The sequence below is a fragment of the Rhizobium favelukesii genome, assembly GCF_000577275.2.
Taxonomy (GTDB): Bacteria; Pseudomonadota; Alphaproteobacteria; order Rhizobiales; family Rhizobiaceae; genus Rhizobium; species Rhizobium favelukesii.
Window position 1 is genome coordinate 1336060 of sequence record NZ_HG916855.1, and the last position, 24690, is coordinate 1360749.

The window sequence follows — 24690 nt, forward strand, 5'->3', positions numbered from 1 at the left end:
TGGCGTCAGCAGACCTTTTCTCTCAAAATCGATCTCATCTGCCGGACCACGTCCGGCAGCGATCACTCGTGCAACGAAAAGGAACCTAGAATGAGCAAAACCGATGCTGCTCAGATTCAGCGCAGGACCGAACGCCAGGTCGCAAATACGAGCGGCGGGGGGCACCTAGGGGGAACCAACTTTGGGCAAGCTCCCGATGCCAAGACCGCAGGGGGTAGCGGCGGCAAGTCCCGCCCAAGCGGCGGTCGAAAGTAGCTTTCGGTCGCAAAAGCAACCCGCCGCCAGAAGCGGCGGGCGACAACGAAAGTCCGGTCTATCTGGTCACTGGCGAAAGCGCCGGCGCGTTTGAGCGGATCAGCGCGCCCCGCGCCCTGCGGCTGGCTGTTCGATGATCGTTATTTGCTCTCGATAAGGACATCTCGAGCGGGATAAACGAAGGTGGCGATGGGGGCGCTTCGATCACAAATTCATGGCCCACCATAAAAGCACGCTAGCCACGGCCAGCACAATCAGCACGTAGGTAAGTCGCGATGTCATTACATTTCCACCAGGTTGATACGTCGAGATTGCAACCTTTGATCGATCGCGTCAAGCGGTGGAGATCCCGGGCATTGCAGCGTCGGGTTGCGTGAGGTGCAGGGTGTGTGTCGATGAGGTGATCGGCTGCACCATGAGCACGTCGCTCATACACCGCTCCAAACGAACTCGATGTCTGGCGACGTACCTACCTGGTGTTGGTGTTTGCAGCTGCCGGGACCGCACGAATAGGTGTCGCAATATAGATAACGTACCGCTCGGCGGCGTCCGCCAGTGCTAGAGCTGCCTCACCCTCGCGCCACCCTGCGGCTACGGCGCTTATCATTATGGACCGCGCGACATCATCAAAAGCACGAGAGCATTCCTCCTGCCGGCGCGTGTCATCAACTTGGTAACTTGGTGTGGGGACAGTTTTCATGAGAGGGCCCGTGAATTGAACTAGCAAACGCCCCGCGACATCGACGGGGCTTTTCATTTGTCGAGCCAAGGCTGGTCTATGAGGACGACACACGCAGACCTTGGATGGACGCGCGGTTACGCGAGAAGCTTACTGAAGGTTCTTTTGATAACGAAGTGCCAAAATGCAGATCCAATTCCTGCGACAGCGCGCGAGAGGAAGTCGCCCCTTCTTGGAAGCGTCTGATGAGAAGTTTTGCTGCGACGTTGTAACGTTTGGGATCGGCGAGACTGCTAGCAGCATCGTACCCGGCGCTATCCAAGACGATTTGCAGCATTGCAAGGTCCGCTGATGTAACGATTGATAGGGGGTGGGAAGACATCGCGTCCTCCTTCAATTGGGGCGAGGGTATAGTGGCCCTCAACCAGTAGCGCCCTGAACTAAACTACTGAAGCTCGGACGATGTACCCTAATTGTGGGGAAGGCAAGCCCTAGTTTAGCTTCGTCTTAAAACGGCCCCGTCGGATCGTGGTGGCCCGACCGGACGATCGCGGGCACGCATCGTGCGCGCGTGACGAGGACTTGCGTAATCCATCCATCTGCCAATAGGCTTCCACCGAACGCCAATTTGCCGTGGGGTCGGCGCTGGTTCTTGCCTACCCAAGCCCTGGGCAGGGCAAGGTCCAAGCAGTGGCAGCGGTCGCGATCGCGTGAAGAAAAGCTCCAGCGATCGCGATCGAAGCTCGACCCCGAAGAAACGCGCGCCGCGACGGGCCGGATGCCATCGATGCCGCAGCCCCGTCCTTGATGATTTAGGCATCGCAACGCCTCACTTTGCAGGCACGACAAGCGGCGCGCCTTTCTTGACGATGTAGGTCGCAAGTTCAGACGCCTTGCCACCGCCAACGTTTTTCGCCGAGTGGGCGAGGCCCGACGGAATAAACAGGGATTGGCCAGCCGTAAGGGTTACAGGCGGCCTGCCTTCGAGCTGGTATTCAAGTGTTCCCTTGAGAACATAGGCGAGTTCTTCGCCGGGATGAGAGTGCTTGGGTGCAAGAACACCTGGCGCAAAATCGACGCGCACCTGGACAGCCTCGTGGCCGGCCACATCGATGTCGTTCTTCAAAAGGTCAGTGCGCTGCAGCGGCTGTTCTGCCCGTGCGGACGAGAATGCCATTGTGTTTGCCAGCAACAACATGGCGAGCGTCATGATCCTGGGGGTCTTCATCTTGTCGTCCTTTCATTGAGGGGGCTGATGCCGGGCCCTTCAAGGCCGCAATCGCATCTTTCCGCATGGTTGAATGCCGGATGTGTCCGCCGGGATAGCTTATTGTAACGCATTGTGTCCGCCGCAATGACGGCCCCAATCGTGCTGGCTCTGCCGGCCGCAACGACCTGAACCGAGTGCGACGCTCGTCTAAAGAAGCTTGGCCCGGTGGTGCGGGTCGCACCAGCTATTGAGGGAACTGCTTGTTGGCGATGTTCCCTTTGCCGTGTCGCCAGCCGTGGCCTTGGAATACGAGGATGTCCTGAAGCGACCCGGTATACTTTGGTGATGAACCGTGGCTGAGCGGGGACGAGATTGACACTGTGCTGGATGCCGTTTTCAGCCAAGCTCATCTCGTTTCCCCATGGTTTCGGTTCAGGCCGTTCTTGGACGATCCAAAGGATGACATCTACATTGAGTGCGCTTTGGCGGCGGGTGCGACATTTATCGTAAGTAGTGACAGGCACTTCCAACACCCAGCCGTAAGAGTGTTCGGCATGTCTGTCATGAGAGCCGGAGATTTTGTGGCAGAACTAACGAGAAGGAGACAGCCAACATGAGTACCTATCCTCTCAGACTAGCAGATCATGTCATGGAAGAAGCCAAGCGGGCAGCGGCGGAAGACAACGTATCGCTGAACCAGTTGCTTTCCGCGTTTATCGCTGACGGCATTGGTCATCGACGTGCCTTCATGAGCCTGAGTAAGCGGGCGGCACGCGGAAATGTCGATGCGGCACTTGCCATCCTTGATCGTGCACCTGATGTCGAACCTGATCCCGGTGACGAACTGGTCGAGGCACAGGGAGCGTCGAGCTTCCGTCCTTAATCTATCCAAGGCGGCTGATTCAGCCGCCTTTCTTTTCACGACTTGCCTTTGTTTCGTAGATAGGTGCGAATTATTTTTCGATTCCGCCCTTCTGGAATAAACGATTTTTGATGCTGCCAACAGATTTTCGCCCCTGTGGTGCAAACGTCCCGTCTCAGTGACGCAGTCACTGGAGGAGTTCGATATTGCTTTGGGACCGGCCTCCCAGCCGTCCATCGGTTTTAGTACGGTCTTGCCAATCGTGTGCGCTGTTGATGGCGGTGAAATTTGAACCGGCTTGTGGTTGCACATGCGCAGATCACTGCGCAGCCACGCCGGCGCCACGGATGCTTAACTTGGCAGCGGCTTGCCGGCCTGCTCGTTTACCATGTACTCGGCATACCAACTCGGCCAGTCCGCGTCGCGCTCGCCGAGCCGTTGCTCGTGGTCTCCGTGAGCCGCCTCGGCACGGCGAAGTGCGCTCGCAAGCTCGGTCAAGGAGGTGAATGTCGTGTCGTCTGCGGCCACGCGTCCAGGCAGGCGCGCTGTCACCTCCTGGAGCAGCCAACCGTTGCCATCCGGATCGCTGAACGAGGCATAGGTGCGGTAGCTGGTGCGTTCGGGATCCGGTCCGCGAACCCTTCGCCTGCCAAACAGATAGGGTTCATCAGGTCCCGCATAGGTGTCGCCGGCGTGGTGGAACGCCTCGCTGACCTCCACACCGCGAGCGAGCAGATCGCTACGTGCAGCCTCGATGTCCGAAACAATAAGGTATAGCCCTTGTGCCGAGCCGGGGGCGGCCGCCGTCACGTGCCTGCCGAAGATGACCGAGGCGCCGGAGCCTGGGGGCGTGAGCTGGATGACGCGGTAGTCGTCACTGCCAGCGAAGTCCGCATCGAGCCTCCAACCCAGGTTGCCATAAAAGTGTTTGGCACGATCGACGTCCGACACCGGGATGACGATGACTTCGAGCTTCATCTCGAGGGGCCGCTCGTTGTTGGTCTTGATTGCAGGGGTCATCACAATTCTCCTTGGACTTGGACTTGGACTTGGATGAGGTCGTGGAGGGCAGGGGACGCATCTGCCCCGCCGTTGACACAATAAACTTCGCTCCCCATGGTCAAAAGCAGCCATGTGCTCGATGCCGTGGATCACCTCAAGCAAACCTAAACGACAAAGAAAACAACATGTTCAACGCAAAGACCGCACGCAATACGGGGAAACTTCGGGCATTGACATGTGACGCGACTGCTACTTGCACGAATGGCGCACGGATGGTCGTACCTGCCGCTCGCAAGCGGGACGCTTTCCGGTGGCGCGCCGCCACACATCGTGTAGCGGAGCGATGTTATCACAGATCTCGGGTCGCCGTGCCCACAGATCATCGGATCAGGGGTTGGTATTTTCGCTTACCGAAGGCGCGATAGCCGCGCAAAGGAGGAACGCACCGGCAATTTGGACGACAGGGGCTGCAGTTCGAGGACGTCAAGTGCAGGAGCGGATATTGTTTGAGATCGCCCGTGCGGGTTTAACCTGATTGCAGCGCGTAAGCGATCATTGCAGCCGAGCAATCGATCGCAGGTAATCTGCGCTTGCGGTGGGGAAGCCGAAGAACTCCAAATAGGCCGGTATTTGCTCGAACAACATGTCCGTGCCGACCTGGAACGCGCATCCGCGCGCGCGCGCTGCCGCCAGAAACGGCGTGATTTCTTCCTTCATGACGACCTCGCCTACAAAGGTGGAAGGTGAGAGACGCGAAACGTCGAGGGGCAGTGGATCGTTCTTACGCATCCCGAGGGGAGTGGCGTTGACGACGATGTCGAAACCAGCAGGATCCGTTGAACCGATGCTGACCTCGGTCGTTGGATAGTATGTCTTCAGCCGGTCGCTGAGCCCTGCCGACGTGGCCGCGTTGTCATCGTGGAGCACAATCCGGCGCGCGCCGGCACCTGCCATTGAAGCGGCGATCGCGGAGCCGACACCGCCTGCGCCGACGATCAGCACGTGGGCTCCCTCCACCCTTTTGCCTTTGCGCAACAGGCCGCGGACAAAGCCTTCACCATCGAACATATCGCCAATCAGCCTGCCGGCCGGCCCGAGCCTGACAGCGTTGCATGAGCCAGCGACCTTGGCGTTCGTCGATACATCGTCGAGCAGTCCCATTGTCGTCACCTTGTGCGGCATGGTGACGAGGGCGCCATGAATATTCGAAAGCCTGAAGACGAGCTTGAGGAACGAGGGATAGTCCTCGGGCTTGCAACCCATCGGCACGACGACGGCATCGATGCCACTTTGTTCGAAATATGGATTGTAGATCAGCGGAGCTTTGAATGACTCCGTCGGATAGCCGAGGTGAGCGATAAGCCTCGTGGTGCCCGTAATCATATCAATGACCTTGTCGCCTATCGATTTTACCCAGATGGATCGTCTTGCCTGAACGCGCCGACGCCTTGATCGCATCGACGACGCGCAACGTGGCAAGACCTTCCGTGCCACTGACAAGAGGCTCAGCTTGGCGACGGATCACATCGCAGAAATGGTGAAGTTGTGCAGTCTGTGGGTCGGTGGGTGTGAACGGTACGCGTTCTGAGGTAAGCGCTTCCAGCCAGTTGGGCTTCGATGCATTGGTCCAAAGCGCAAGTTGTGGGATGGCCAGTGAACCGCCTGTCCCACCGATCTGATAGCAGAATTGATCCAGCCGCGGAAACGCCGGGTTCTCTCCCGCCGTCATCTCCCAGCTCCAGGGGGAGGCGACCGCGTCGGATGCGTTCAAGGTTCCAAGCATGCCGCTTGCGAACCGCAGGAGGATAACGGTGGTGTCCTCGACAGGGTGCTTGCGGGTCGAATTTGATTCCATCGCATGGACCGCGTCCACCTCGCCGAAAAGATAGCGGAAGAGATCGATGTCGTGGATCAGGTTGATGAAGGTCGGTCCGGCGCCTGCCTGCCGGCGCCAGCCGACATCGAAGTAGTCGTCGGGCTTGGCAACCCAGAATGTCCCCTGGACAGTCAAAAGCTTGCCCAGCCGACCGCTGTCTAGGACGCGCTTTGTCTCCTGTATGATGGGATTATAGCGGCGATGGTGACCGACCAGAATGGGAACGTTCGCCAGGACGCCGGCATCGACGAGGGCGGCGCCAGCGTCGGCGTTGTCTGCGATCGGCTTCTCGACCAAGACCGGAATTCCAGCCGCGATGGCCTCAAGGGCGTTAGCGACATGAAGCTGGTTCGGGGTGGCAACAATCACCCCGTCCGGGCGCTCGCTTGCGGCAGCCTCGGGAAGGGTCGGGAACCATCGGGCGCCCGTGCTTTTCGCAAACTCGCGCCCTGCATCTGACGGGTCGACGACGGCAGAAAGTGTGGCGCGCGGCTCGGCCAGAACGCCTTCGATGTGGCGCCTGCCTATGAGGCCCGCGCCCATCACCGCGATTTTCAAGGGGGTTGTCTGCGATTGTGCTGACATTGGAATTCCCCAAAGCTCTAGTTGCGCAGGATTTCGCCCAGAAATTTGCGTGTGCGCTCGTGGCGCGGGTTGGTGAAGAATTCGGCCGGGGGCGCCTCTTCGACGATCGCGCCGCTCGCCATGAAGACGACCCGATCGGCCACCTGGCGGGCAAAGCCCATCTCGTGGGTGACGCAGATCATCGTCATGCCCTCTTCGGCAAGGCTGATCATCGTATCAAGCACTTCCTTGACCATCTCGGGATCGAGCGCGGAGGTCGGCTCATCGAAGAGCATGATCTTCGGCCGCATGCAAAGCGCCCGCGCAATCGCGACACGCTGTTGCTGGCCGCCGGAAAGCTGCACCGGATATTTGTCTGCCTGTTCAAGGATCTTGACCCGACCAAGCAATGAGCGCGCGCGCTCCTCGGCCCGCACCCTTCCAACGCCAAGTGCCCGCATCGGTGCCAGCATGCAGTTCTGCAGTACGGTCAGATGCGGAAAGAGATTGAACTGCTGGAACACCATGCCGACGTCGCGACGGATCGCGTCGATCGATTTTGCCTCGTTTCCAAGCAGAACGCCACCAACGCGGATCTCCCCCTTCTGGTAAGATTCGAGATGGTTGATACAGCGGATGAGCGTGGATTTGCCGCTGCCTGAAGGTCCACATAGAACGATCCGCTCGCCCTTGCGCACCGACATGTTGATATCGTGCAGGGCCTGAAAGGAACCGTACCATTTCTCCACCTGGGTCATGGTGATCACGGTCTCAGCGGTCGGTGCGGAAGCATTGGTCATGGTCTCAATTCCATCGATCTCTTGTGAATTCGCTCGCGCATCATCAGCGAGCGGACGCCGCAAACCGCCGTTCGAGACGCGCCCCGATGATCGTCAGCGGACAGCACATCAGGAAATACAGCGCGCCCACGATGCCGAAGACCGTGAGTGGCTGGAAGATCTGGTTGGATATGATGTTGCCGGCCCGCGTAAGTTCCGTGAAGCCAACGATCGAGGCAAGCGAGGTGCCCTTGATGAGTTGCACGAGGAAGCCGATCGTTGCCGGCAGTGAGATGCGCAGCGCCTGCGGCAGGATGACATCGGTCATGCGCGAGACATATTTGAGACTGAGTGCTCGCGCCGCCTCCGTTTGACCGCGCGGCACGGCATCGATCGAGCCTCGCCAGATCTCTCCCAGATAGGCGCTGGCATGCAGCGTCAACCCGACGGCGACAGCCACCCATGCATCGAGCCTCAGGCCGATGAGAGCCAGCCCATAGTAGACGACGAAGAGCTGCATCAGCAAAGGAGTGCCCTGGAAGACCGCAATATAGCCGGCCGTGATGCGTTCCAGCATCGGGATCTCGGAGCTGCGCGCCAGCGCCACGCCAAGCCCGGCAATCCCTCCGCAGATGAAGCCAACGACCGAGAGAAGCACGGTCCATTTCAAACCGATCAGGAGGAAAATGAATTCTTCGCTGCCCATCGCTTGGACCCTACTTGATCGGATAGGTGAAATAACGTGCCGAAAACAGCGCAAAGAGGCGCATCATCAGCCAGGATATGACGAGGTAGAAGATCGTCACCGTGAAGTAGACCTCGAAGCTTCGAAAGCTTTCGGATTCGATGCGCTGCGACACCGACGTCAGTTCGTAGGCCGAGATCGCCGAAGCGATGCTGGTCGACAGCGTCAAAAGCACGAACTGGCTGGTTAGCGACGGATAGATCGCCCTGAGAGCCGGCTTGAGGATGATCAGCCGGAAGACCTGCGCCTTGTGCAGCCCAAGAGCAAGGCCCGCCTCCATCTGACCTCTCGAGATCGACTGGACGCCGCCTCGAATGATCTCGATGGCGTAGGCGCCGCCGTTGATCCCAAGGGCGATGATTGCCGTCGGTGTCGGGTCAAGTCGAATGCCGGCCAACGGCAGTGCAAAGTACAGAAAGAAGATCTGAACCAGGAACGGCGTGTTGCGAATGAGCTCGACAAAGCCGATCACGAGCCAGCGCAGCGGTTTGAAAGGCGAGTCCCTGAGGGCGACACCGCCTATGCCGATGACGATTGCAAGTGCCATGCCGCAGATCGCCAGTAGGAAGGTGCCGAGACAGCCGAAAAGCAGGCTTGGCAGCCCGTCGATGACCGGGGTGAAATCCAATTGATAGTTCATGGCCGCCTCTCTGATCCACCGGTTTCGATCATCAGCTTGGTCCGACCATGTCTGCCATGGCTTCGATCGCCAGTTCATAACCGCGCGCGCCGAAGCCGATCATGATTGCGGTCGCAACCCGCGAGATCAGCGAATTGTGGTAGATGCTCTCGCGTGCATGCACATTGGATATATGCAGTTCGATTTTCGGGGGATCGAATGTTTTCAGCGCATCAAGCAGTGCGATCGACGTGAAGGTGTAGCCAGCGGGATTGATGATGATACCGCATGCGTGGCTGCGCGCCTGATGCACGCTTTCCACCAGTTCCCCCTCGAAATTGGTCTGGCGAAAGTCGATGTCGAACCCGAGGCCCTTCGCCTTGGCGAGGCATTTTTCCTTGATGTCGGCAAGCGTCGTGGTGCCGTAGATTGCCGGCTCCCGCTGGCCAAGAAGGTTGAGGTTCGGTCCGTTCAGCACAAATATAGTCTTGTTCATGATCGCGCTCCACAAAACGCGCAAGGGCTCTTGGCCGCCAAGCAAAGCGGTATCGTTGGCGGGCACCACAATGCCCGCCGTTTTGCCTTTGCTTTAAGCAGCCCGTGGCTTAGTTGGCGCTGAACGGAATGCCGTTCAGGCTCGCGGGGAACTCCGGAACCGGCACCTTCATCCACTTGGCGTAGATCTTCTTGAGCTCGCCATTGTCCTTGATCTTGTCGATGAAGGAATTGATAGAGGCGTTGATTTCCTTCTCGCCAAGACGCGTGCAGGCGCCATTGTAGAGCTTCTGGAATTCGAGCTTGTTTTCGAATTCGCCCGGACGCGCCTTTTCGACCCGGTCCATGTAGAAGATGTTGCCGCCCAGAGCCTGGACCTGTCCGGACACCAGCGCCTGGACGCTTGGGGCATCGCCGTCGAAGCGGCGGATCGTTGCGCTCTGTGGCGCATTCTTGGTGACCTGCGTATCCTGTGCTGCACCTTTCGCGACGCCGATCGTGAGATTTGCCATATCCTCGTTGGCCTTGATCGACATCGACTTCGGAGCAATCAGGACAATGGCGTTGGCAACGTAAGGCTTGCTGAACTGAACAGCCTTGGCGCGATCAGGCAGCATGGCCATCGTCGCGAAGAGAACGTCGACGCGCCCCGTGGTCAGTGCGGGAATGCGGTTGTTGACTTCAAGCGGCACGAATTCGACGGATACGCCCAATTCCTTGGCGTAGAGCGTGGCGATATCGGCATCGAGGCCGTCCTGCTTGCCGCCGCTGGTGACGAAGCCCCATGGCGGGTTATCGCCCTGGATGCCGACGATCAGCTTGCCTCTGGCCTTGATCTCTTCGGGTGTGATGGCGGCCGCCGGCTTGGCAAGCCCGATGGCAGCTACGAGCGTGGCGGCAGCCACCATGGCATGGCGCCGTGTCAGCATCGACTTGAACATTGATTCCTCCTCCGTTTGGCGGTCGCTTGGACCAACAGTCTTCCTCTCCCGACTGCATGGGAAATATTTGCCAGAGGAGCCGCGATAAATCAACATAGTTTTTAAGAATCATATGAGACTTTGTATTTGACCAATTGAATTGCAATATTCAAGACATTTGCCATAATGCCATGAGGAGGAGTTGGCGCTATCAGGTACATCGCCGTGGCCGGCCCTCGTGACGCTGGTGGAAAGGGTCCTTGAAACATGAAGACCTCGATTGCAACGGTAACGCTGAGCGGTGAACTGCCGGAGAAACTCGAAGCCATTGCACAAGCAGGCTTCGATGGCGTCGAGATTTTCGAGAACGACTTCCTGGCCTTTGACGGAAGCCCTGCCGATGTCGGCAAGATGGCGAGAGATCTCGGACTGGAAATAACGCTCTTCCAGCCCTTCCGAGATTTCGAGGGCATGCCGGATGCGCTTCGAAGCCGCACATTCGACCGGGCCGAACGCAAGTTCGACGTCATGCAGGAACTCGGGACCGGAATGGTTCTTGTCTGCTCGAACGTCTCGCAGGCCGCTCTTGGCGGCATCGATCGCGCCGCCGCCGACTTTCATGAGCTTGGCGAGCGAGCTGCCAAACGCGGCCTCAAGGTCGGTTATGAAGCACTTGCCTGGGGTCGTTATGTCAACGATCACCGCGATGCCTGGGAGATCGTACGCCGCGCCGATCATCCAAATGTCGGGCTGATCCTCGATAGCTTCCATTCGCTGTCGCGAAAGATCGACATCAACTCGATCCGCTCGATCCCAAAGGAGAAGATCTTCATCGTGCAATTGGCCGATGCGCCGATGATCGACATGGATCTGCTCTATTGGAGCCGCCATTTTCGCAACATGCCGGGCGAGGGCGATCTACCGGTCACCGCTTTTGCCGAGGCTGTGGCGTCGACGGGCTATGACGGCTATTTTTCGCTCGAAATCTTCAATGACCAGTTCCGCGGCGGCTCTACGCGGGCAATTGCGGCCGACGGCCACCGGTCGCTGATCTATCTGGCCGATCAGGTTCGCCGCAGTGTGAAGACGCCGATCGGTGTTCCCATGCCCGAGCGCGCTACCGTCAAAGGCGTCGGCTTCGTCGAGTTTGCAACGGACGAGGACGAAGCCGGCGAACTGATCGCTCTGCTCCACACTCTCGGCTTCCGCAAGGCAGCCGTTCATCGCTCGAAAAAGGTCACCCTGTTTGAACAGGGCAATATCCGCATTCTCGTCAACGTCGATACCGCAGGCTTTGCAGGTGCGGCCTACGCAGTCCACGGTACATCTGCCTACGCGCTGGCCCTCGTCGTCGATGATGCTGGCGAAGCCTACGCCCGTGCGCTGGCGCTCGATGCCGAACCTTTTCGCCAGCCCGTTGCCGATGATGAGCTGGAATTCCCCGCCATTCGCGCTGTGGGTGGCGGCCTGATCTATCTCATCGATGACAAAAGCCCGCTCGGCCGGTTTTCGGAGATCGACTTCGAGGCCGTTTCTGCAACAAGGAGCGATGCTGCGGATGCCGGGCTGCTGCACATCGATCACATCGCGCAGACGGTGGCCTATGAGGAAATGCTGACCTGGCTGCTCTTCTACACATCGATCTTCAAGACCGGAAAGACACCGATGGTGGATATCATCGATCCGAGCGGGGTCGTGCGCAGCCAGGTCATCGAGAATGAGCCCGGTACGCTGCGCATCACCATGAATGGCGCCGAAAATCGCCGCACGCTCGCCGGCCACTTCATCGCCGAACAGTTCGGTTCGGGGATCCAGCATCTGGCATTTTCGACCGATGACATATTCGCCACCGCGCGTCAGCTTCGAAAGAGAGGATTCAAGCCGCTCCATATCTCGCCAAACTACTACGACGATGTCGAAGCCCGCTTCGGCTTGCAACCTGATCTGACCGAACGGCTGAAAGCGGAAAACATCCTCTATGACCGTGACGAGCATGGTGAATATCTGCAACTCTACAGCGGCACATATGGCGAGGGCTTCTTCTTCGAGATTGTCGAGCGCCGCGGCTATCGCGGCTATGGAGCCGCAAACGCCATTTTCCGCATTGCCGCGCTGAAGAAGCTGATGAGGCCGGAGGGTATTCCGAAGGACGCCGGTTGATCAGACACGGGTCAGGTGATACGCCCGCTTTTCAGCACGTGTTTCACGCCGCTTTGGACATGCCGTCGGATCACAGCCCGAGCGCCCTCGATATCGCGCTTCAAGGCGAGCTCGAAGAGAAGCCTGTGGTCATCAACGACCGCCTTGCCGCGGAAACTCCGGGCCAGCATGTGGTAGCGCAGAAATCGTTCGAACACCGATGAGAGTGTGGCCATCAGCGTCGCGGAATCACAAGCCGATACGATCGCCCGGTGAAACTCCCAGTCGTAGCGCACCCAATCGACGGTCCGCGAGGCATCGCCGGCGAGCAGCTTTTTCTCCGCAGCCGCCAGTTTATGATGAGCCGCCACGATGCGTCCTTCCCATTCGAGATTTCCGGCCGCAAAGGACAGGCCGATCGCATGGGTTTCAAGGACGGTGCGAAGATCGGCGAGTTCCTCGAGTTCCTTGCGCGACGCGACGCTCACTTCGAAGCCACGCTGCCCTTCGGCCAACACCAGGTTCTCCGTGGTCAGACGGCTTAATATTTCGCGCAGCGACGACACGCTGATCGAATAGCGTTCCTTGGCTTGCTCGAGTTTGATCTTCGCACCAGGTGCCAAGGCTCCAGAAATAATGTCCCGACGGATCTGCCGGAAGACCACATCGCTGACGGTCTCGGAGGGTTCACCAGCAATTTTTAGCATAAGATCCTCTGCTTTGCGCAAGCGTCAATGCGCGTAATGAATGCCGTCATGGTTTTACCGGAGAGGCCAATAGCAGCCCTTTTCCAAGCGCATGTTCGACGCCTCCTTGTATGTGACGCTGAAGAATTTTCTTTGCCGTCTTGCTGTCGCGCAGCAAGGCGACCTCCAGAAGCTGCCGGTGTTCCTGTTCGGCAACACCGCCACGATAGGACAGCGCAACCATCTGATATCGCAGATATTTGTCGAACACGGCCGAGTGTGTCTCCATAAGCAGCCGCGATCCGCAGGCGGAAATCAGGGCCTGGTGAAACTCCCAGTCATAGCGTTTCCAGTCTTCCGCCTTGCTGGTGTCGCCCGAAGCCATCACCTCTTCCATGCGCGCCAGCTTGTAGTGGGCCGACACAAGCCTTGCTTCCCATTCGACATCGCCTTGTTCGAACGACTGCTCAAGCGCGTGCTCTTCGAGAAGCAGGCGCAAAGCGGCGATCTCTTTGAGGTCCGCAACAGACACGCGCGCGACTTCAAACCCCCTTTGGCCTTCGGCCACGACGAGCCCTTCGGACGTCAGACGGTTCAAAATCTCCCTGAGCGTGCTGACGCTCGTCGCGTAGGTACCCTTCAAATTCTCCAGCTTGAGCTTCTGACCCGGCGCAAGCCGACCGAATATGATGTCTGATCGTATTTGCCGGTAACCGCTTTCAGCGACAGTTTCATCCGCAATTTCCTGCCGCATCAGCTCTCTCCGAGATTTTTCTTTTCGTCATATATAAACGGACAGCTAGGTCAAATTCAATAAGCAGCGCAGATGGTCGGCTCAATCATGAGAAGTGAGGTTGCTCGGCCGTGGTCATCAGAACAAGTCCGTTCTCAAGCGTGCGCGGCGGGAAAGGATGACGGGTTTGCTTGATGATCTGTCGCTGCGGCGCCTGTGCCTTCCTGGTGTTGTGATCTCAAAAGGGAACCACGCGCTGCAGGATGGTAGGTCGCGACGATTTTCCGATGCGATGATCATCGTCGCAATCAATTCGTCGACGTTCGATCGAGAGGATGACGGAGCACCGCTCTAATAAGGAACCCTCACGCCCCTTCCTCGTCTCCGCGCCATGCCTGCCTTCCATGTCAATCACAAACCCCGTGCAGCAAGGTTCGCGCAAAGCCCGAAGGGTTATTCCAGTACATCAATCGACGCTGCGTGCGCCTTGGCTATGGCGTCCCGAAGGTCGTCGATCGGCGTCGCCTTCACCATCTTCTTGCCCTCGAGCTCTTTGGGCACCTTCCAGCCAGGATCGATGCCTTCCATATTCGGCAGCTCGTGGGCAATCCCCTTGTGACAATCGATGCAAGTAGCCTGACCCGACAGAAGATATCGGGTGTGGATTTCCGCTGCGCGCTGCGTCTGCTTTTGCAAGTCCATCGCCACCGAGGAGTGGCAGTTGCGACACTCCAGACTATCGTTGGCCTTCATCCTGGCCCATTCGTGCTGGGCAAGTTCCAGTCGCTTCTCCAGGAATTTAGGCCGGGTGTTTATCGTGCCGAACATTTTTCCCCAGACTTCTTTGGAAGCCTGCATCTTGCGAGCGATCTTGTCGGTCCATTGGTGCGGCACATGGCAGTCGGGACAGGTGGCGCGCACTCCCGAGCGGTTCGAGAAATGGATGGTGCGCGAAAGCTCCTGGTATACATTGTCATGCATCTCGTGGCAGGACGTGCAGAACTTTTCGGTATTGGTGAGCTCAAGTGCCGTGTTGAATGCGCCCCAGAACATAACGCCGCCAATGAAGCCTCCGAGTGTCAGGACGCCTAGCCCGATTGTCGCCGCCGGTGTTATGAGGATCGACCAGGCCCACGAAATCGCGTTCTTGATCCAGGCCATCGTCGTCATCACTCGCTCCCGGCCGGCTTGAATCCCAACTCGCTCATGTCTCGGAAGGTGTTGTTCACCAGCGGCCGGACGTCCGCCTGCGGCACGTGGCAGGCGGTGCAGAAGTAGCGCCGCGGCGAAACGTCGGCGATCATCTGGCCGTCGCGCGTCATGTAGTGCGTCACGCTGATCATCGGGGCGCCGGAGTCCTGGATGAACTCGCGCTTATGGCAGGACATGCACCGGTTGGCATTCACCGACAGCTCGTAGCCTTCGATCGAATGGGGGATCACCGGCGGCTGGTCGGGATAGGCCCGCATCCGGCGCTGGTCGTCGACGATCCATTTCGGCAGCGGGCCTGCGGGGCCCGTCGCCATCGAGGGTGTCCGTCCAACCAGCTGGGGCGCCGTTGAGACTATCACCTGGGCAATTGCGGTCGTCGCGACAAACAGCAAAAGACCTGCCGCGACCGCCATCCATTCGGGCCGCCTCAAACGAAGACGGGAACAATCTTGACCGCGCATTTTTTGTAATCCGTCTGTTTGGAGATGGGATCGGTGGCGTCCAGAGTAACCTTGTTGATCAGCTGGCTGGCATCGAACCAGGGGACGAAAATGACGCCGGGCGGCATACGGTTGCGACCACGGGTTTCGACGCGCGAACGGATCTCGCCGCGCCGCGAGACGATGCGGACCTCAGCGCCCTGATTGATGCGGCGCTTGCGCGCGTCCTCGGCATTCATGAAGACACGCGCGCCGGGGAATGCCTTGAAGAGCTCGGGCACCCGCATCGTCATCGACCCAGAATGCCAATGCTCCAGCACGCGGCCCGTCACCAGCCAGAAGTCGTACTCCTCGTCCGGGGACTCGGCCGGAGGCTCGTAGGGTACTGCGAGGATGACCGCCTTGCCGTCCGGCTGGCCGTAGAAGTTCACGCCTTCCCCCGGCTTCACGAAGGGATCGAAGCCCTCGCGATAGCGCCACAGCGTCTCCTTGCCGTTGACGACCGGCCAACGCAGCCCGCGAACCTCGTGGTAGGTGTCGAAGGGTGCGAGATCGTGACCGTGGCCGCGCCCGAACGTGGCGTATTCCTCGAACAGGCCCTTCTGGATATAGAAGCCGAAGGCCTTGGCCTCGTTGTTGTCGTAGTCCGGATTGACCTCGCTGAGCAGAAAGCGGTCGACCTGGCCATTGCGGAAGATCACCTCAAACAATGTCTTGCCGCGATATTCGGGATTGGCATCGAGAATATCGGCAGGCCAGACCTCGTCGGTCGTGAAGCGCTTCGAAAACTCGGCGATCTGCCACAGGTCCGACCTGGCCTCACCTGGCGCCTGGACGAGCTGGCGCCAGAGCTGGGTGCGACGTTCGGCGTTGCCGTAGCCGCCCTCCTTCTCCACCCACATGGCGGCCGGCAAGATCAGGTCGGCACTCATCGCCGTAACCGTCGGATAGGCATCGGAAACGACGATGAAGTTGTCCGGGTTGCGATAGCCCTGCCAGGTCTCGTTGCTTGTATTGGGAGCAGCCTGGATGTTGTTGTTGACCTGCACCCAGTAGAAATTCAGCTTGCCGTCCTTCAGCATGCGGTCCTGCTGGACGGCGTGATACCCCGGCTTGTCGGGGATGATGCCATTCGGGATGCGCCAGATTTCCTCTGCACGCTCGCGATGCTCGGGATTGGTCACCACCATGTCGGCCGGAAGCCGATGGGCAAAAGTGCCAACCTCGCGTGCCGTCCCGCAGGCGGAGGGCTGCCCTGTCAGCGAGAACGGACTGTTGCCGGGCTCCGATATCTTTCCGGTCAGAAGGTGAATGTTGTAGACCATCTGATTGGCCCAGACGCCGCGCACATGCTGGTTGAAGCCCATCGTCCAGAGCGACATCACCTTGCGGTCGGGATCGGCGTAGAGCTCCGCCAGTTGCTTGAGGAACCCGGGATCGACGCCGGACAATTCGGCCGCCTTTTCAAGCGTATATTCGGAGACGAACGCCTTGAAGGTCTCGAAATCCGAAGGTTCCATCTTCGTTGGATCGGCCGAATTGGCAGCGTTGATTTCCATCGGATCGTCCGGCCGCCGGCCGTAGCCGATATCGGTGACGCCGATGGCGAACCGCGTGTGCCGCTCTACGAAGTCCTGATTCACCCGGCCGGTCTGGATGATGTGGTTGGCGATATAGTTGAGGATCGCCAGATCCGTTCCCGGCTTGAAGATGATCGGAATGTCCGCAAGGTCCATGCTGCGGTGGGTGAACGTGGAAAGTACCGCGACGCGAACATGTGGATGCCCGAGCCTGCGGTCGGCAACGCGCGTCCACAGGATCGGGTGCATCTCGGCCATGTTCGAGCCCCACAGCACGAAGGCGTCGGCATGCTCGAAATCGTCATAGACGCCCATAGGCTCGTCCATGCCGAAGGTGCGCATAAATGCGTAGGCCGCCGATGCCATGCAGTGCCGGGCGTTGGGATCCAGATTGTTGGAACGGAAGCCAGCCCGCATGAGCTTGGTTGCCGCATAGCCTTCGAAGATCGTCCATTGTCCCGAGCCGAACATGCCGATGGCCGTCGGACCCTTGTCCTTCAGCACTTTCTTGCACTGTTCGGCCATCACGTCGAAGGCCTCGTCCCAGGTCACCGGTTCGAACTCGCCATCCTTGGCGTAAACACCGTTGCGCTTGCGCAAGAGCGGCTTCGTCAGCCGATCCTCGCCGTACATGATCTTCGAGAGGAAATAACCCTTGATGCAATTCAGGCCGCGATTGACCTCGGCCTGCATGTCGCCGTGCGTGGCAACGACCTGCCCTTCCTTGACGCCGACCATGACGCCGCATCCGGTCCCGCAGAAGCGGCATGGTGCCTTCGACCACTTGATCTGAAGCGCCTCGACGCCGCCCGGCACCGGCTGGGCGGCAGCGGGAAGTGCTATACCCGCCGTCGCGGCGGCAATTCCGGCGGCGTGCGCCTTCAGGATGTCACGTCGCGTCAGTGTTCCTGTCATCGCCCATCTCCTCTGTCTCGACATGCTCGAAAACCATGTTCGCAGCGATCACGCCCTCCAGGAGCGATATGCGCGACAGGCACTCGCCGAGCATGCCCGTACTCGTTCCCTCGATCACGACGACGATCTTGCCGTCGGCATGACCATGAACTTCGACATTCTCCATAGCGGCGAGTGCCGAAAGGACAGCCTCAGTACCGAATGGCAGGGTCGCAATAACCGCACTCGATACGTGATAGCGTGTTCTGTTTTCAGACATCGGTCTCTTCCATGCTCCGGGGCTCGATTGCGATCGCGCCGACCGGACAGATGCCTATGCATCCGCCGCAACCGCTGCAGATATCGAAGTCGAGTTCAGGGGCGAACGGGCCACCAATGCGCGGGCGGAAGCGGATGGCCTGTATTGGACACGCTTCCGCGGATGACTGGCAGGCGATATTCCGCTTCGCCAGACACTCAGGGCTAATGACGGCGCCGTGAGGAAATTGCTCGATGTGTGATGACGAAAATACCGGTTCCGGGCATGCCTGCCTGCACTCATCACAGAAGGTGCACTCGCCCAGAGTGAAATCGACGAACGGCAGTCCGTCGGCGAGATGGATTATGCCGGTGGGACATCGCTCTTCGCACAGCCCGCATCCGGAGCACGCCTCGATGAGCTTTTCAACAGACGTTCCAGGCGGGCAGACCCTGACATGAACTGCCGCTCGATTGCCTGAAAAGAACTGACGTCTTGAGATTTGTTGCGGAGCCATGGGCGTCTCAGTGCGCTGCTGGCGGCCCTGGAGGGCCGTAGACGACTTGGAACATCCAAACCAGGAACCCGTATCCTCCGACGACGCCTATCGCCACCAGCGGCCAAATTCCGAATGCCAATATGAGAAAAAGAAGCAGCTCGAGCCGCCGCCGGGAACGCGGGACATCGTTGCTTGGCACTTTCTGCGCAAGTTCACGCATCCGCGGCCTCCTCGCAACCGAGAATAACATAGGTCGGTTGTCATGGGTAGCGTGGCTTGCATTCTGCGCAACCAGACCGCGCGATTTTGAATTCAGTCGCTATTTCAGGTGCCGCAAAGGGAATGGCGGCCAGTCAGTCCGCCTCTATGACCATACCGCAGTGAGCTAGAAAATCTCGGGCATCTTTAGCGAGACTTCCATCCATGACGCGAGCGGGGCGATAGTGTTCGCGAGCAAAGGCAGTAGAAACGATTGCTCAGTCTAATCCATCAGCAGGCGGGTAAGACTTTGCTCGTCCCGCACGCCGTCTTGATAAAAGTGCAGGATGGTGGACGCCAGCTGCTCTCGCTCCCCATTGGACATGGGCCGCTGCCCAGTCAGCCTATGAAATACGCGCTCGCACAGCGCTACGTCATCGTCCTGCAACGGTGCCTTGGTCGCCGCAATCAAACTCCGGATCATGTTTTGTCTGCCCTCAAGTTCTATAAAAATTAATAGGGCTGCACTACTGACCGTCAAGCGTGTGATCGTCGACAAAAGATCCGATTAGGGTTCAGGCGTTGGGGTATCAGCGCCGACAGGCGATCATTTCCGTGCAGGCTCATGACGGTTCACTCACCTGGGAGGAGCCCCACTTATGGATTGTTTGTCGTTCTTGATGTTTCGAAACGTAACGATCAGCATTCATGCGATGATGCTGGCGGCGCGCAGCCCGCAGAAAAGATTGGGATGCTAAACGAAGGTCGCCTTGAACACAGCGATGAAGCCACCGATGGCGACCACTGCGGCCAAAGCCATCGCCATGATTAAGACGCCATTGACGACCGGCCCGTTCTTGCTTGGATGATTGTTATCGACCACGCCCACTGCCTCTCATATCGTTATGCTCCTCCCGTTCTCACCCGCGAGGTATCTCTCGCGATCGATCGCGACGTATGCGCCACTGACTTTGCATACCACCTTTTGAGTAGGCATTAGCGCTATTCTGCGAAGTTCAATGCAATGCAACTTATTGTACCATGGAGCAGTATTACTCTTTTCAAAGGAAGCCAGCATGTTGTCGACGGAAGATCCAAAGCTGCCAGGCAATACCGCGCGCAGGCATTTTCTGGGTGTGGCCGCCGCCGCCGGTGCTCGTTTCGCAAGCGTTGCGGCCATCGCCATGGCAGTTTCCTCTTCCCCTGCGCACGCGATGGGCAGGCGTTGGGGGCGCGGTGGTTCTGGTGGACGCGGGCATGGCAATTCTGGTGGCAGCGGGAATGGCAACTCTGGTGGCGGCGGTGGTGCGCATTGCTTCTTGCGTGGGACATCGATCCTCACGGATTGCGGTGAAAAACGTGTCGAGGATCTTCGGATCGGCGATCGCGTTGCGCTTCCGGATGGGGATATACGGCGGATCAAGTGGGTCGGTCGCCAAGTCTTCAAGAGGAGTGGCGCGCGCTGGCATGACGGCGTCGTGCCGGTCCGAGTCTCGCGCCATGCGCTGGATGAGCATACGCCACATTCCGATCTCTACCTGTCGCCTGGCCATGCGCTGCTCCTGAACGGTGTTCTGATCCGCGTCAAGGACCTCGTGAACGGCACGACGATCGCGCCAGTCGTTCCTGCCAACGACAGGTCGATCGAGTACTATGCCGTCCTGCTCGATACGCATGAAGTCATCCTTGCTGAAGGCGCTGCGGCCGAGACTTTCCATCCCTCGGACAACAGTCACGAAAACTTCTCCAATTTCGCGGAGTACGAACGCCTTTATGCCGGTGAGGAGCGCGGTCCGATGACGTCTTATGCGCCGGTTGTCGGCGAGGAAGGCGGCTGGACGCATTTGAAGGCGCTTCTCCTGCTTGGCGCTTCGCATTGGGTGCCGACGCGCCACCCATTCGAGGATGCCTGCGAAAAGATCAACGCGCGTGCCAAGGAGCTGTCGGTCTGACACGCGACGGGCTGTCGTCGTCTTCGAACTCAACCGTTCAAAAAAAGACCGGCATGCGGAACGTGAGGTTCCGCGATGCCGGCTGGAGATCGGGCTGAAGACGAAGGGACGATACCTCCAGCCATCGGGTCATGGTCACCCGGTGGAGGCAATGTCTGTCGTTCGACCTCTGGCGGCGTAGCTTCAACCTCCCGATGCTGCTTTTCTTTCATCACGTGAGACCTCGTGTTCGAGCCGTCGGTCGACTAATCCTCGACCTTGCGCGAGGCGTCATGAGCCGTCGGTGAGCACACTTGCTCGGCGAGCAGACGCTGCCTCACCTCAAAGGGTCGCGGCCGCAAAGGGTCGCGGCCGCGCCATTGCCGTGGGCTGCACTTCGGGCCGGATAGCAAGACGAGCAGAGGCATTCTTCACGGCGCCTAATGAGACATGGAGCACGCGCCTCGTGAAGGGTGATCGAGCGCTTCAATATGATCCCGACCGACACACGGGCGGCATCGGAGGGCAGGCCGCGACAACCTGCAGGTCGATAGGTGCAAGACCCGTTGCGCTACGCTAGTGGGACCTATTGTCTGGCAACGTCTCGGCGGGCACGACAATACCGGCATAGTGAACGGGAACGTCGTCGCGATCGCGAAAACACCGGCCGAACGCACATACGGGGATATAAGTGCCGTCCTGATTAAGGACGCGATAGTTCTGCACCGTGGGATGCTGGGCAACGATCGCGTCGTTGATTTGCTTGGCCAAGGTCGGCGCATCCTGAGGATGGATGCGCGCCATGTAGGTCTGTAGTGGCAGACCATGTTCCGTTTCGTCAGGTTCCAGACCAAACAAGGAGGCAAGCGCGCTGTCCGCATAGACAAGATTGCTCTTGAGGTCCCATGTAAACAATCCAGCATCAGGCATCGGCTCGCCTGATATCTGTGTGGAAAACAGTTGATCGCCTCCGGGTATCATAGCCGTTCCTCAAAGACCGCTTTGCAGAGAAGATGGCGCAGCCCACATTCTTCCGCAAGTTGGCACTTCAGAGTAATCGGCCACTCTCCAGAAGTTTAGCTAGCATTCCTCAGCGTGGCGGTCGATTGATCATAGATTTCACCAAGGGTCGCAAGGATTTTTCGGACACCGTAGTGGGTCGTCGAATAGTAGATCGTCTGCGCGTCACGCCGCGTTGTTACAACTTTGCCTTCACGCATCCTTGCCAGATGTTGGGAAAGGGCCGACTGGGAAAGGCCAACTCTTTTCGCTAACTCGCCGACGTTTAGCTCATTATCCAGGAGCAGCCCGGCAATTAGGAGCCTCTTTTCGTTTGCCAGAAGCGCAAGCAGCCTTGCCTCATCATCGAAGTTTTTATCATTGGGCATTTCAAGAATTCACCTAACTTTGTGGGCCATTCCTACGATGAAAGCCGTCGCAGAAGTTCCACGAATTCGCGTCTGCGACGATTTCGCTCCGATCGCCACTGCGGGCTCTTGCCGACGCACATGCAAGGTGGCCCGACGAGGCGGTGCCAACGCGATCAATCTTACGCCTGTCTTGCGCGTAAGCGCTCGGCGTAACCGGCGTCCAAATGCCCGACGCCAACGGGCAGCATTCTTTCGGGGCCCTCACGCAGCTCGTCCTCATTAAGCTTCTGGCGGAGAATTTCGGCGGGCGTTCGATAGCCGAGGCATTTGCGCGGCGTTGCGTTGAACTGATCGGAAATCTCCTTCAAGTCGCGGTCGGTGATCGACAGCGGATCCTCTCTTGAAAGCCATTCCCTGGCCCGCCTATTGGTGTTTTCGACGTGCCCTTTTGCCAAGGCGACTTGGATCACAACCGTGTCTGGGTTCGGATGCTGGCCTGAAGGTAGGGCCAGTCAGTGAACTCGGTGCCACGGTCGAATGTAATTGAACGGCGGGCGAAGTGGAGGCGGGAAGGAGAGCGCGAGGGGAACGCGCACGGACCTACCCTCAATCGGTTCGGCTGACTCTCGCGCTTGGCTGAGCCAGGAAAGGCTCGAAGGCTGCTGCGATCTTTGCGAGAAATCCCTTGCTGAACGATCCTAACACCTCTGCATTCGGATCAAAGTAAAAGGACTGTTCGGCTACGTCGTGATTGAATTCAGAGACGGTAATCCATGCATCTTTCCACTCACGGATTCCAGCGCGGCGGCATTCGAGTTGTGGAATCTCCAATGCGGTTGATCGGAGCGGGGCGGGGTGCCTGAGACAGCCCGTAGGATAAGGTTTGTCCGGTTGCCTTTCGGGATTGCCAGAACCATGCAAACCGGGTGTGCCTTCCGTCCCTCGGTTTCTCCGGTTGTCGCGCTGCCATGTCGAGAGATGAGGGTAGCGGATGATCGAACCATTGGCCGAAGTATCAGCCATCGGTCTCGCTTCCTTCCTGTATCAACCGATCCAGTTCCGGGCCGATCAACGCTGCCAGTTCAGGGGGACTTCCTTGGGACCATAGGCCCGGCGCTGATCGCCTTTTTGTTTCATGGCCTCGAAATCGTCGTAGGTCATGAGGACATAGCGGGCCCTGCGATGCTGAGTAATGGCGACCGGCTGGCGATCTGCCGCCATGGTCACGGTCTTAATATCGCGCAGCGATCTCTAACCGAGGCAGTTTAGTTGACGAACGCGACGATCACCCCTGGCCTCACCATCGCTGCCAATTCCTCAACGTCCCAGTTGGTGAGGCGAACGCATCCATGTGATCCGGTCTTGTCGATGAGGGACGGTTCCGGTGTGCCGTGAATCCCGTAAGTCGGCTCCGTCAGATCGATCCAAACGGTTCCGACGGGCCCATTGGGACCGCCTGGTAGTTTGAGAACCTTTTTGTTCTTGCCCTGTTGAAAATTGACCTTCGGGTTGTAGATGTAGGGGGGCATGCGTGCGACACCTTTGACCTTGTGAGTCCCCGAAGGTGACGGCGTTTCTTCGCTGCCGATCGTGGCGGGATAAACAGAAATCAGCAAACCAGCGTCATCGAACGCAAGAACTTGCCCAATGCGTCTTCGCACTTCGATCCGTTTAACCGCACCTTGTTTCGGGTCGCCTGGCATCGCCACGAGGACTGTTGCTCCGACGGCAAATGCCGAGCCAGGATTCAGTCCCTTCAAAAGGTCGATATCCATGTGGAACCGCTCCGATAGCCTCTCCGCAACGCTTGTGTAGCCGAGGTACCTCATCTTGGCCTGCTTGGCGTAGTCTTTTGGAATGTGGTCGACGAGCGCTCTCGCGTCGTCCCGGGAGATCACATAGGGCTGTATGACTGGTCTGTCGTCAGTAAGGAAGCGGATGACTTCAGAGTTCAGCTTTCCATCTGTCGGGATCCCCCGCATGGCTTCCAGCCCAGAAATCGCCTTGCTGACGTTCTCACCATATTGCCCGTCTATTACCCCGGGAGATGACCCTGCGCGATCCAGAAGGACCTGCAGACGAACGATGGCGGGATCTGGTCGAGGCGAGGCATTGGCTGGTCGGTCCGGCGCAATGGCATCGATCGCGGCACTATTGATGGCCTCCGCACCAAGTTCCTGGGCGCTCACGGTGCCGAGCAGGCATAGGCTAAGAGAGGCTGCGAGAACGATCATGTTTTTCATGAGCATCAAATCTGCGGCGGCCGAACTTGTTCCACCGATGAAGACCAGGAATTCCAAACGCAGCGTATCGACCGTACGCTATCGTACACATGTTATTCATTGACGTCTAATATAGCGAAGTTACGATGCGGCTTGTCTGATAAATTGGCGAGGTAAGCGATGCTTGTTAGACGTATCCGAGACACTGATATGGCGATGCTCTCACGCTCCGTCCAAACCTGGTACAAACACTACCGGGCCACCCCTAATGAGAGAGCATCTGAAATGCTTTGCAGTGCGGCAATTAGTCTTTTCAATCAAGGGCATAACACTCAGGAAGAGCTGACGACTTTGTTGATCACGAGGTACCCGGGACCGACCGCAGTGCTGATCAACGCACCGACTTCACGATCCACTCAATAGGCTGCTGCAGCCTCCTCGAGCGTTCCAATGCTGTCAGCGCTGACGATAGGACTGGGGTCCGGCGTCAATTTGCTGATAGGTCGGCCCCGGCGGGTGGA

General features: G+C 58.5%; 29 protein-coding genes and 1 pseudogene. 4 read left to right on the plus strand and 26 right to left on the minus strand.

Translation table 11 applies throughout. The annotated features are described in order from the left end of the window. Nucleotides 1–1031 precede the first annotated feature (1031 nt). Nucleotides 1032–1271, minus strand: a complete 240-nt coding sequence (locus LPU83_RS69800; protein WP_225040105.1) for a hypothetical protein — start codon at nt 1269–1271, stop codon at nt 1032–1034. Nucleotides 1272–1763: 492 nt separating this feature from the next. Then, nucleotides 1764–2144 (minus strand): cupin domain-containing protein, encoded by a 381-nt coding sequence (locus tag LPU83_RS69805; protein ID WP_374046210.1) that lies wholly within the window; start codon nt 2142–2144, stop codon nt 1764–1766. Between the two features lie 380 nt (nt 2145–2524). Between LPU83_RS69805 and LPU83_RS75525 the strand changes: the two genes are divergently transcribed. Next, nucleotides 2525–2761 (plus strand): PIN domain-containing protein, encoded by a 237-nt coding sequence (locus LPU83_RS75525; RefSeq protein WP_331000924.1) that lies wholly within the window; start codon nt 2525–2527, stop codon nt 2759–2761. Then, nucleotides 2758–3027, plus strand: coding sequence for a hypothetical protein (locus tag LPU83_RS69810; protein ID WP_024317518.1), 270 nt, complete (start codon nt 2758–2760; stop codon nt 3025–3027). The genes LPU83_RS75525 and LPU83_RS69810 overlap by 4 nt, the downstream gene beginning before the upstream one ends. A gap of 330 nt (nt 3028–3357) precedes the next feature. Here LPU83_RS69810 and LPU83_RS69815 read toward each other — a convergent pair whose 3' ends face one another. From LPU83_RS69815 to LPU83_RS69850, 8 genes are all read right to left on the minus strand, one after another. Next, nucleotides 3358–4026, minus strand: a complete 669-nt coding sequence (locus LPU83_RS69815; RefSeq protein WP_024317519.1) for a VOC family protein — start codon at nt 4024–4026, stop codon at nt 3358–3360. Nucleotides 4027–4560: 534 nt separating this feature from the next. After that, nucleotides 4561–5391, minus strand: coding sequence for a shikimate dehydrogenase family protein (locus tag LPU83_RS69820; RefSeq protein WP_024317520.1), 831 nt, complete (start codon nt 5389–5391; stop codon nt 4561–4563). A 1-nt stretch (nt 5392) separates the two neighbouring features. Then, on the minus strand, nt 5393–6469 hold the full coding sequence (locus tag LPU83_RS69825) for a Gfo/Idh/MocA family protein (protein ID WP_024317521.1): 1077 nt from the start codon (nt 6467–6469) through the stop codon (nt 5393–5395). A 17-nt stretch (nt 6470–6486) separates the two neighbouring features. Further along, nucleotides 6487–7248: an amino acid ABC transporter ATP-binding protein gene (locus LPU83_RS69830; protein WP_024317522.1), complete on the minus strand. Its 762-nt coding sequence runs from the start codon at nt 7246–7248 to the stop codon at nt 6487–6489. Between the two features lie 43 nt (nt 7249–7291). Then, a complete protein-coding gene (locus tag LPU83_RS69835) occupies nt 7292–7933 on the minus strand; it encodes an amino acid ABC transporter permease (protein ID WP_024317523.1) in 642 nt (213 codons plus the stop codon). Between the two features lie 10 nt (nt 7934–7943). Then, the gene (locus tag LPU83_RS69840) at nt 7944–8612 is read right to left on the minus strand and encodes an amino acid ABC transporter permease (RefSeq protein ID WP_024317524.1); all 669 of its coding nucleotides are present in this window, start codon (nt 8610–8612) and stop codon (nt 7944–7946) included. Between the two features lie 31 nt (nt 8613–8643). After that, nucleotides 8644–9087: a type II 3-dehydroquinate dehydratase gene (locus LPU83_RS69845; protein ID WP_024317525.1), complete on the minus strand. Its 444-nt coding sequence runs from the start codon at nt 9085–9087 to the stop codon at nt 8644–8646. A gap of 109 nt (nt 9088–9196) precedes the next feature. Next, nucleotides 9197–10027, minus strand: coding sequence for a transporter substrate-binding domain-containing protein (locus tag LPU83_RS69850; protein WP_024317526.1), 831 nt, complete (start codon nt 10025–10027; stop codon nt 9197–9199). A 246-nt stretch (nt 10028–10273) separates the two neighbouring features. Between LPU83_RS69850 and LPU83_RS69855 the strand changes: the two genes are divergently transcribed. Further along, on the plus strand, nt 10274–12166 hold the full coding sequence (locus LPU83_RS69855) for a bifunctional sugar phosphate isomerase/epimerase/4-hydroxyphenylpyruvate dioxygenase family protein (RefSeq protein WP_024317527.1): 1893 nt from the start codon (nt 10274–10276) through the stop codon (nt 12164–12166). An 11-nt stretch (nt 12167–12177) separates the two neighbouring features. Here the strand turns inward: LPU83_RS69855 and LPU83_RS69860 are convergent, their stop codons facing one another. The 10 genes from LPU83_RS69860 to LPU83_RS75260 all read right to left on the minus strand — a co-directional run bounded on the left by LPU83_RS69860 (nt 12178) and on the right by LPU83_RS75260 (nt 19529). Further along, complete coding sequence (locus tag LPU83_RS69860; protein WP_024317528.1) at nt 12178–12852, minus strand: GntR family transcriptional regulator; 675 nt, start codon at nt 12850–12852, stop codon at nt 12178–12180. Nucleotides 12853–12898: 46 nt separating this feature from the next. After that, a complete protein-coding gene (locus LPU83_RS69865) occupies nt 12899–13585 on the minus strand; it encodes a GntR family transcriptional regulator (protein WP_024317529.1) in 687 nt (228 codons plus the stop codon). Between the two features lie 432 nt (nt 13586–14017). Further along, nucleotides 14018–14725, minus strand: coding sequence for a NapC/NirT family cytochrome c (locus tag LPU83_RS69870; protein WP_024317531.1), 708 nt, complete (start codon nt 14723–14725; stop codon nt 14018–14020). An 8-nt stretch (nt 14726–14733) separates the two neighbouring features. Continuing rightward, nucleotides 14734–15237 (minus strand): nitrate reductase cytochrome c-type subunit, encoded by a 504-nt coding sequence (locus LPU83_RS69875; protein ID WP_037071157.1) that lies wholly within the window; start codon nt 15235–15237, stop codon nt 14734–14736. Continuing rightward, nucleotides 15204–17711: a periplasmic nitrate reductase subunit alpha gene (gene napA / locus LPU83_RS69880; protein ID WP_040680965.1), complete on the minus strand. Its 2508-nt coding sequence runs from the start codon at nt 17709–17711 to the stop codon at nt 15204–15206. The genes LPU83_RS69875 and napA overlap by 34 nt, the downstream gene beginning before the upstream one ends. Further along, nucleotides 17686–17970, minus strand: a complete 285-nt coding sequence (locus LPU83_RS69885) for a chaperone NapD (protein WP_024317534.1) — start codon at nt 17968–17970, stop codon at nt 17686–17688. Before LPU83_RS69885 ends, napA begins: the two co-directional genes overlap by 26 nt. Further along, on the minus strand, nt 17963–18466 hold the full coding sequence (locus tag LPU83_RS69890; RefSeq protein WP_040680967.1) for a ferredoxin-type protein NapF: 504 nt from the start codon (nt 18464–18466) through the stop codon (nt 17963–17965). The genes LPU83_RS69885 and LPU83_RS69890 overlap by 8 nt, the downstream gene beginning before the upstream one ends. Nucleotides 18467–18473: 7 nt before the next feature. Beyond that, entirely contained in the window at nt 18474–18668 is a 195-nt protein-coding gene (locus LPU83_RS69895) for a periplasmic nitrate reductase, NapE protein (protein WP_024317535.1), read from the minus strand. A gap of 261 nt (nt 18669–18929) precedes the next feature. Continuing rightward, nucleotides 18930–19187, minus strand: a complete 258-nt coding sequence (locus tag LPU83_RS69900; protein ID WP_225040103.1) for a hypothetical protein — start codon at nt 19185–19187, stop codon at nt 18930–18932. Nucleotides 19188–19400: 213 nt separating this feature from the next. After that, nucleotides 19401–19529, minus strand: a complete 129-nt coding sequence (locus tag LPU83_RS75260; protein WP_258579728.1) for a hypothetical protein — start codon at nt 19527–19529, stop codon at nt 19401–19403. A gap of 193 nt (nt 19530–19722) precedes the next feature. On the opposite strand from LPU83_RS75260, the gene LPU83_RS69905 reads away from it, so the two are divergent. Further along, entirely contained in the window at nt 19723–20598 is an 876-nt protein-coding gene (locus LPU83_RS69905) for a Hint domain-containing protein (protein WP_037070053.1), read from the plus strand. A 555-nt stretch (nt 20599–21153) separates the two neighbouring features. On the opposite strand, the gene LPU83_RS69910 is transcribed toward LPU83_RS69905, so the two are convergent. From LPU83_RS69910 to LPU83_RS69935, 6 genes and pseudogenes are all read right to left on the minus strand, one after another. Beyond that, the gene (locus LPU83_RS69910; protein ID WP_024316746.1) at nt 21154–21558 is read right to left on the minus strand and encodes a PAS domain-containing protein; all 405 of its coding nucleotides are present in this window, start codon (nt 21556–21558) and stop codon (nt 21154–21156) included. A 95-nt stretch (nt 21559–21653) separates the two neighbouring features. Further along, nucleotides 21654–21965: an ArsR/SmtB family transcription factor gene (locus tag LPU83_RS69915; RefSeq protein ID WP_024316747.1), complete on the minus strand. Its 312-nt coding sequence runs from the start codon at nt 21963–21965 to the stop codon at nt 21654–21656. 257 nt (nt 21966–22222) lie between these two features. Then, nucleotides 22223–22503, minus strand: a pseudogene (locus LPU83_RS69920) (transposase); the annotation flags it as partial. 50 nt (nt 22504–22553) lie between these two features. Beyond that, a complete protein-coding gene (locus tag LPU83_RS69925) occupies nt 22554–22970 on the minus strand; it encodes a hypothetical protein (protein ID WP_244656162.1) in 417 nt (138 codons plus the stop codon). A gap of 45 nt (nt 22971–23015) precedes the next feature. Further along, on the minus strand, nt 23016–23168 hold the full coding sequence (locus LPU83_RS69930) for a type II toxin-antitoxin system Phd/YefM family antitoxin (protein WP_225040101.1): 153 nt from the start codon (nt 23166–23168) through the stop codon (nt 23016–23018). Between the two features lie 44 nt (nt 23169–23212). Then, nucleotides 23213–24196, minus strand: a complete 984-nt coding sequence (locus LPU83_RS69935) for a L,D-transpeptidase family protein (RefSeq protein WP_024316749.1) — start codon at nt 24194–24196, stop codon at nt 23213–23215. Nucleotides 24197–24690: the final 494 nt, after the last annotated feature.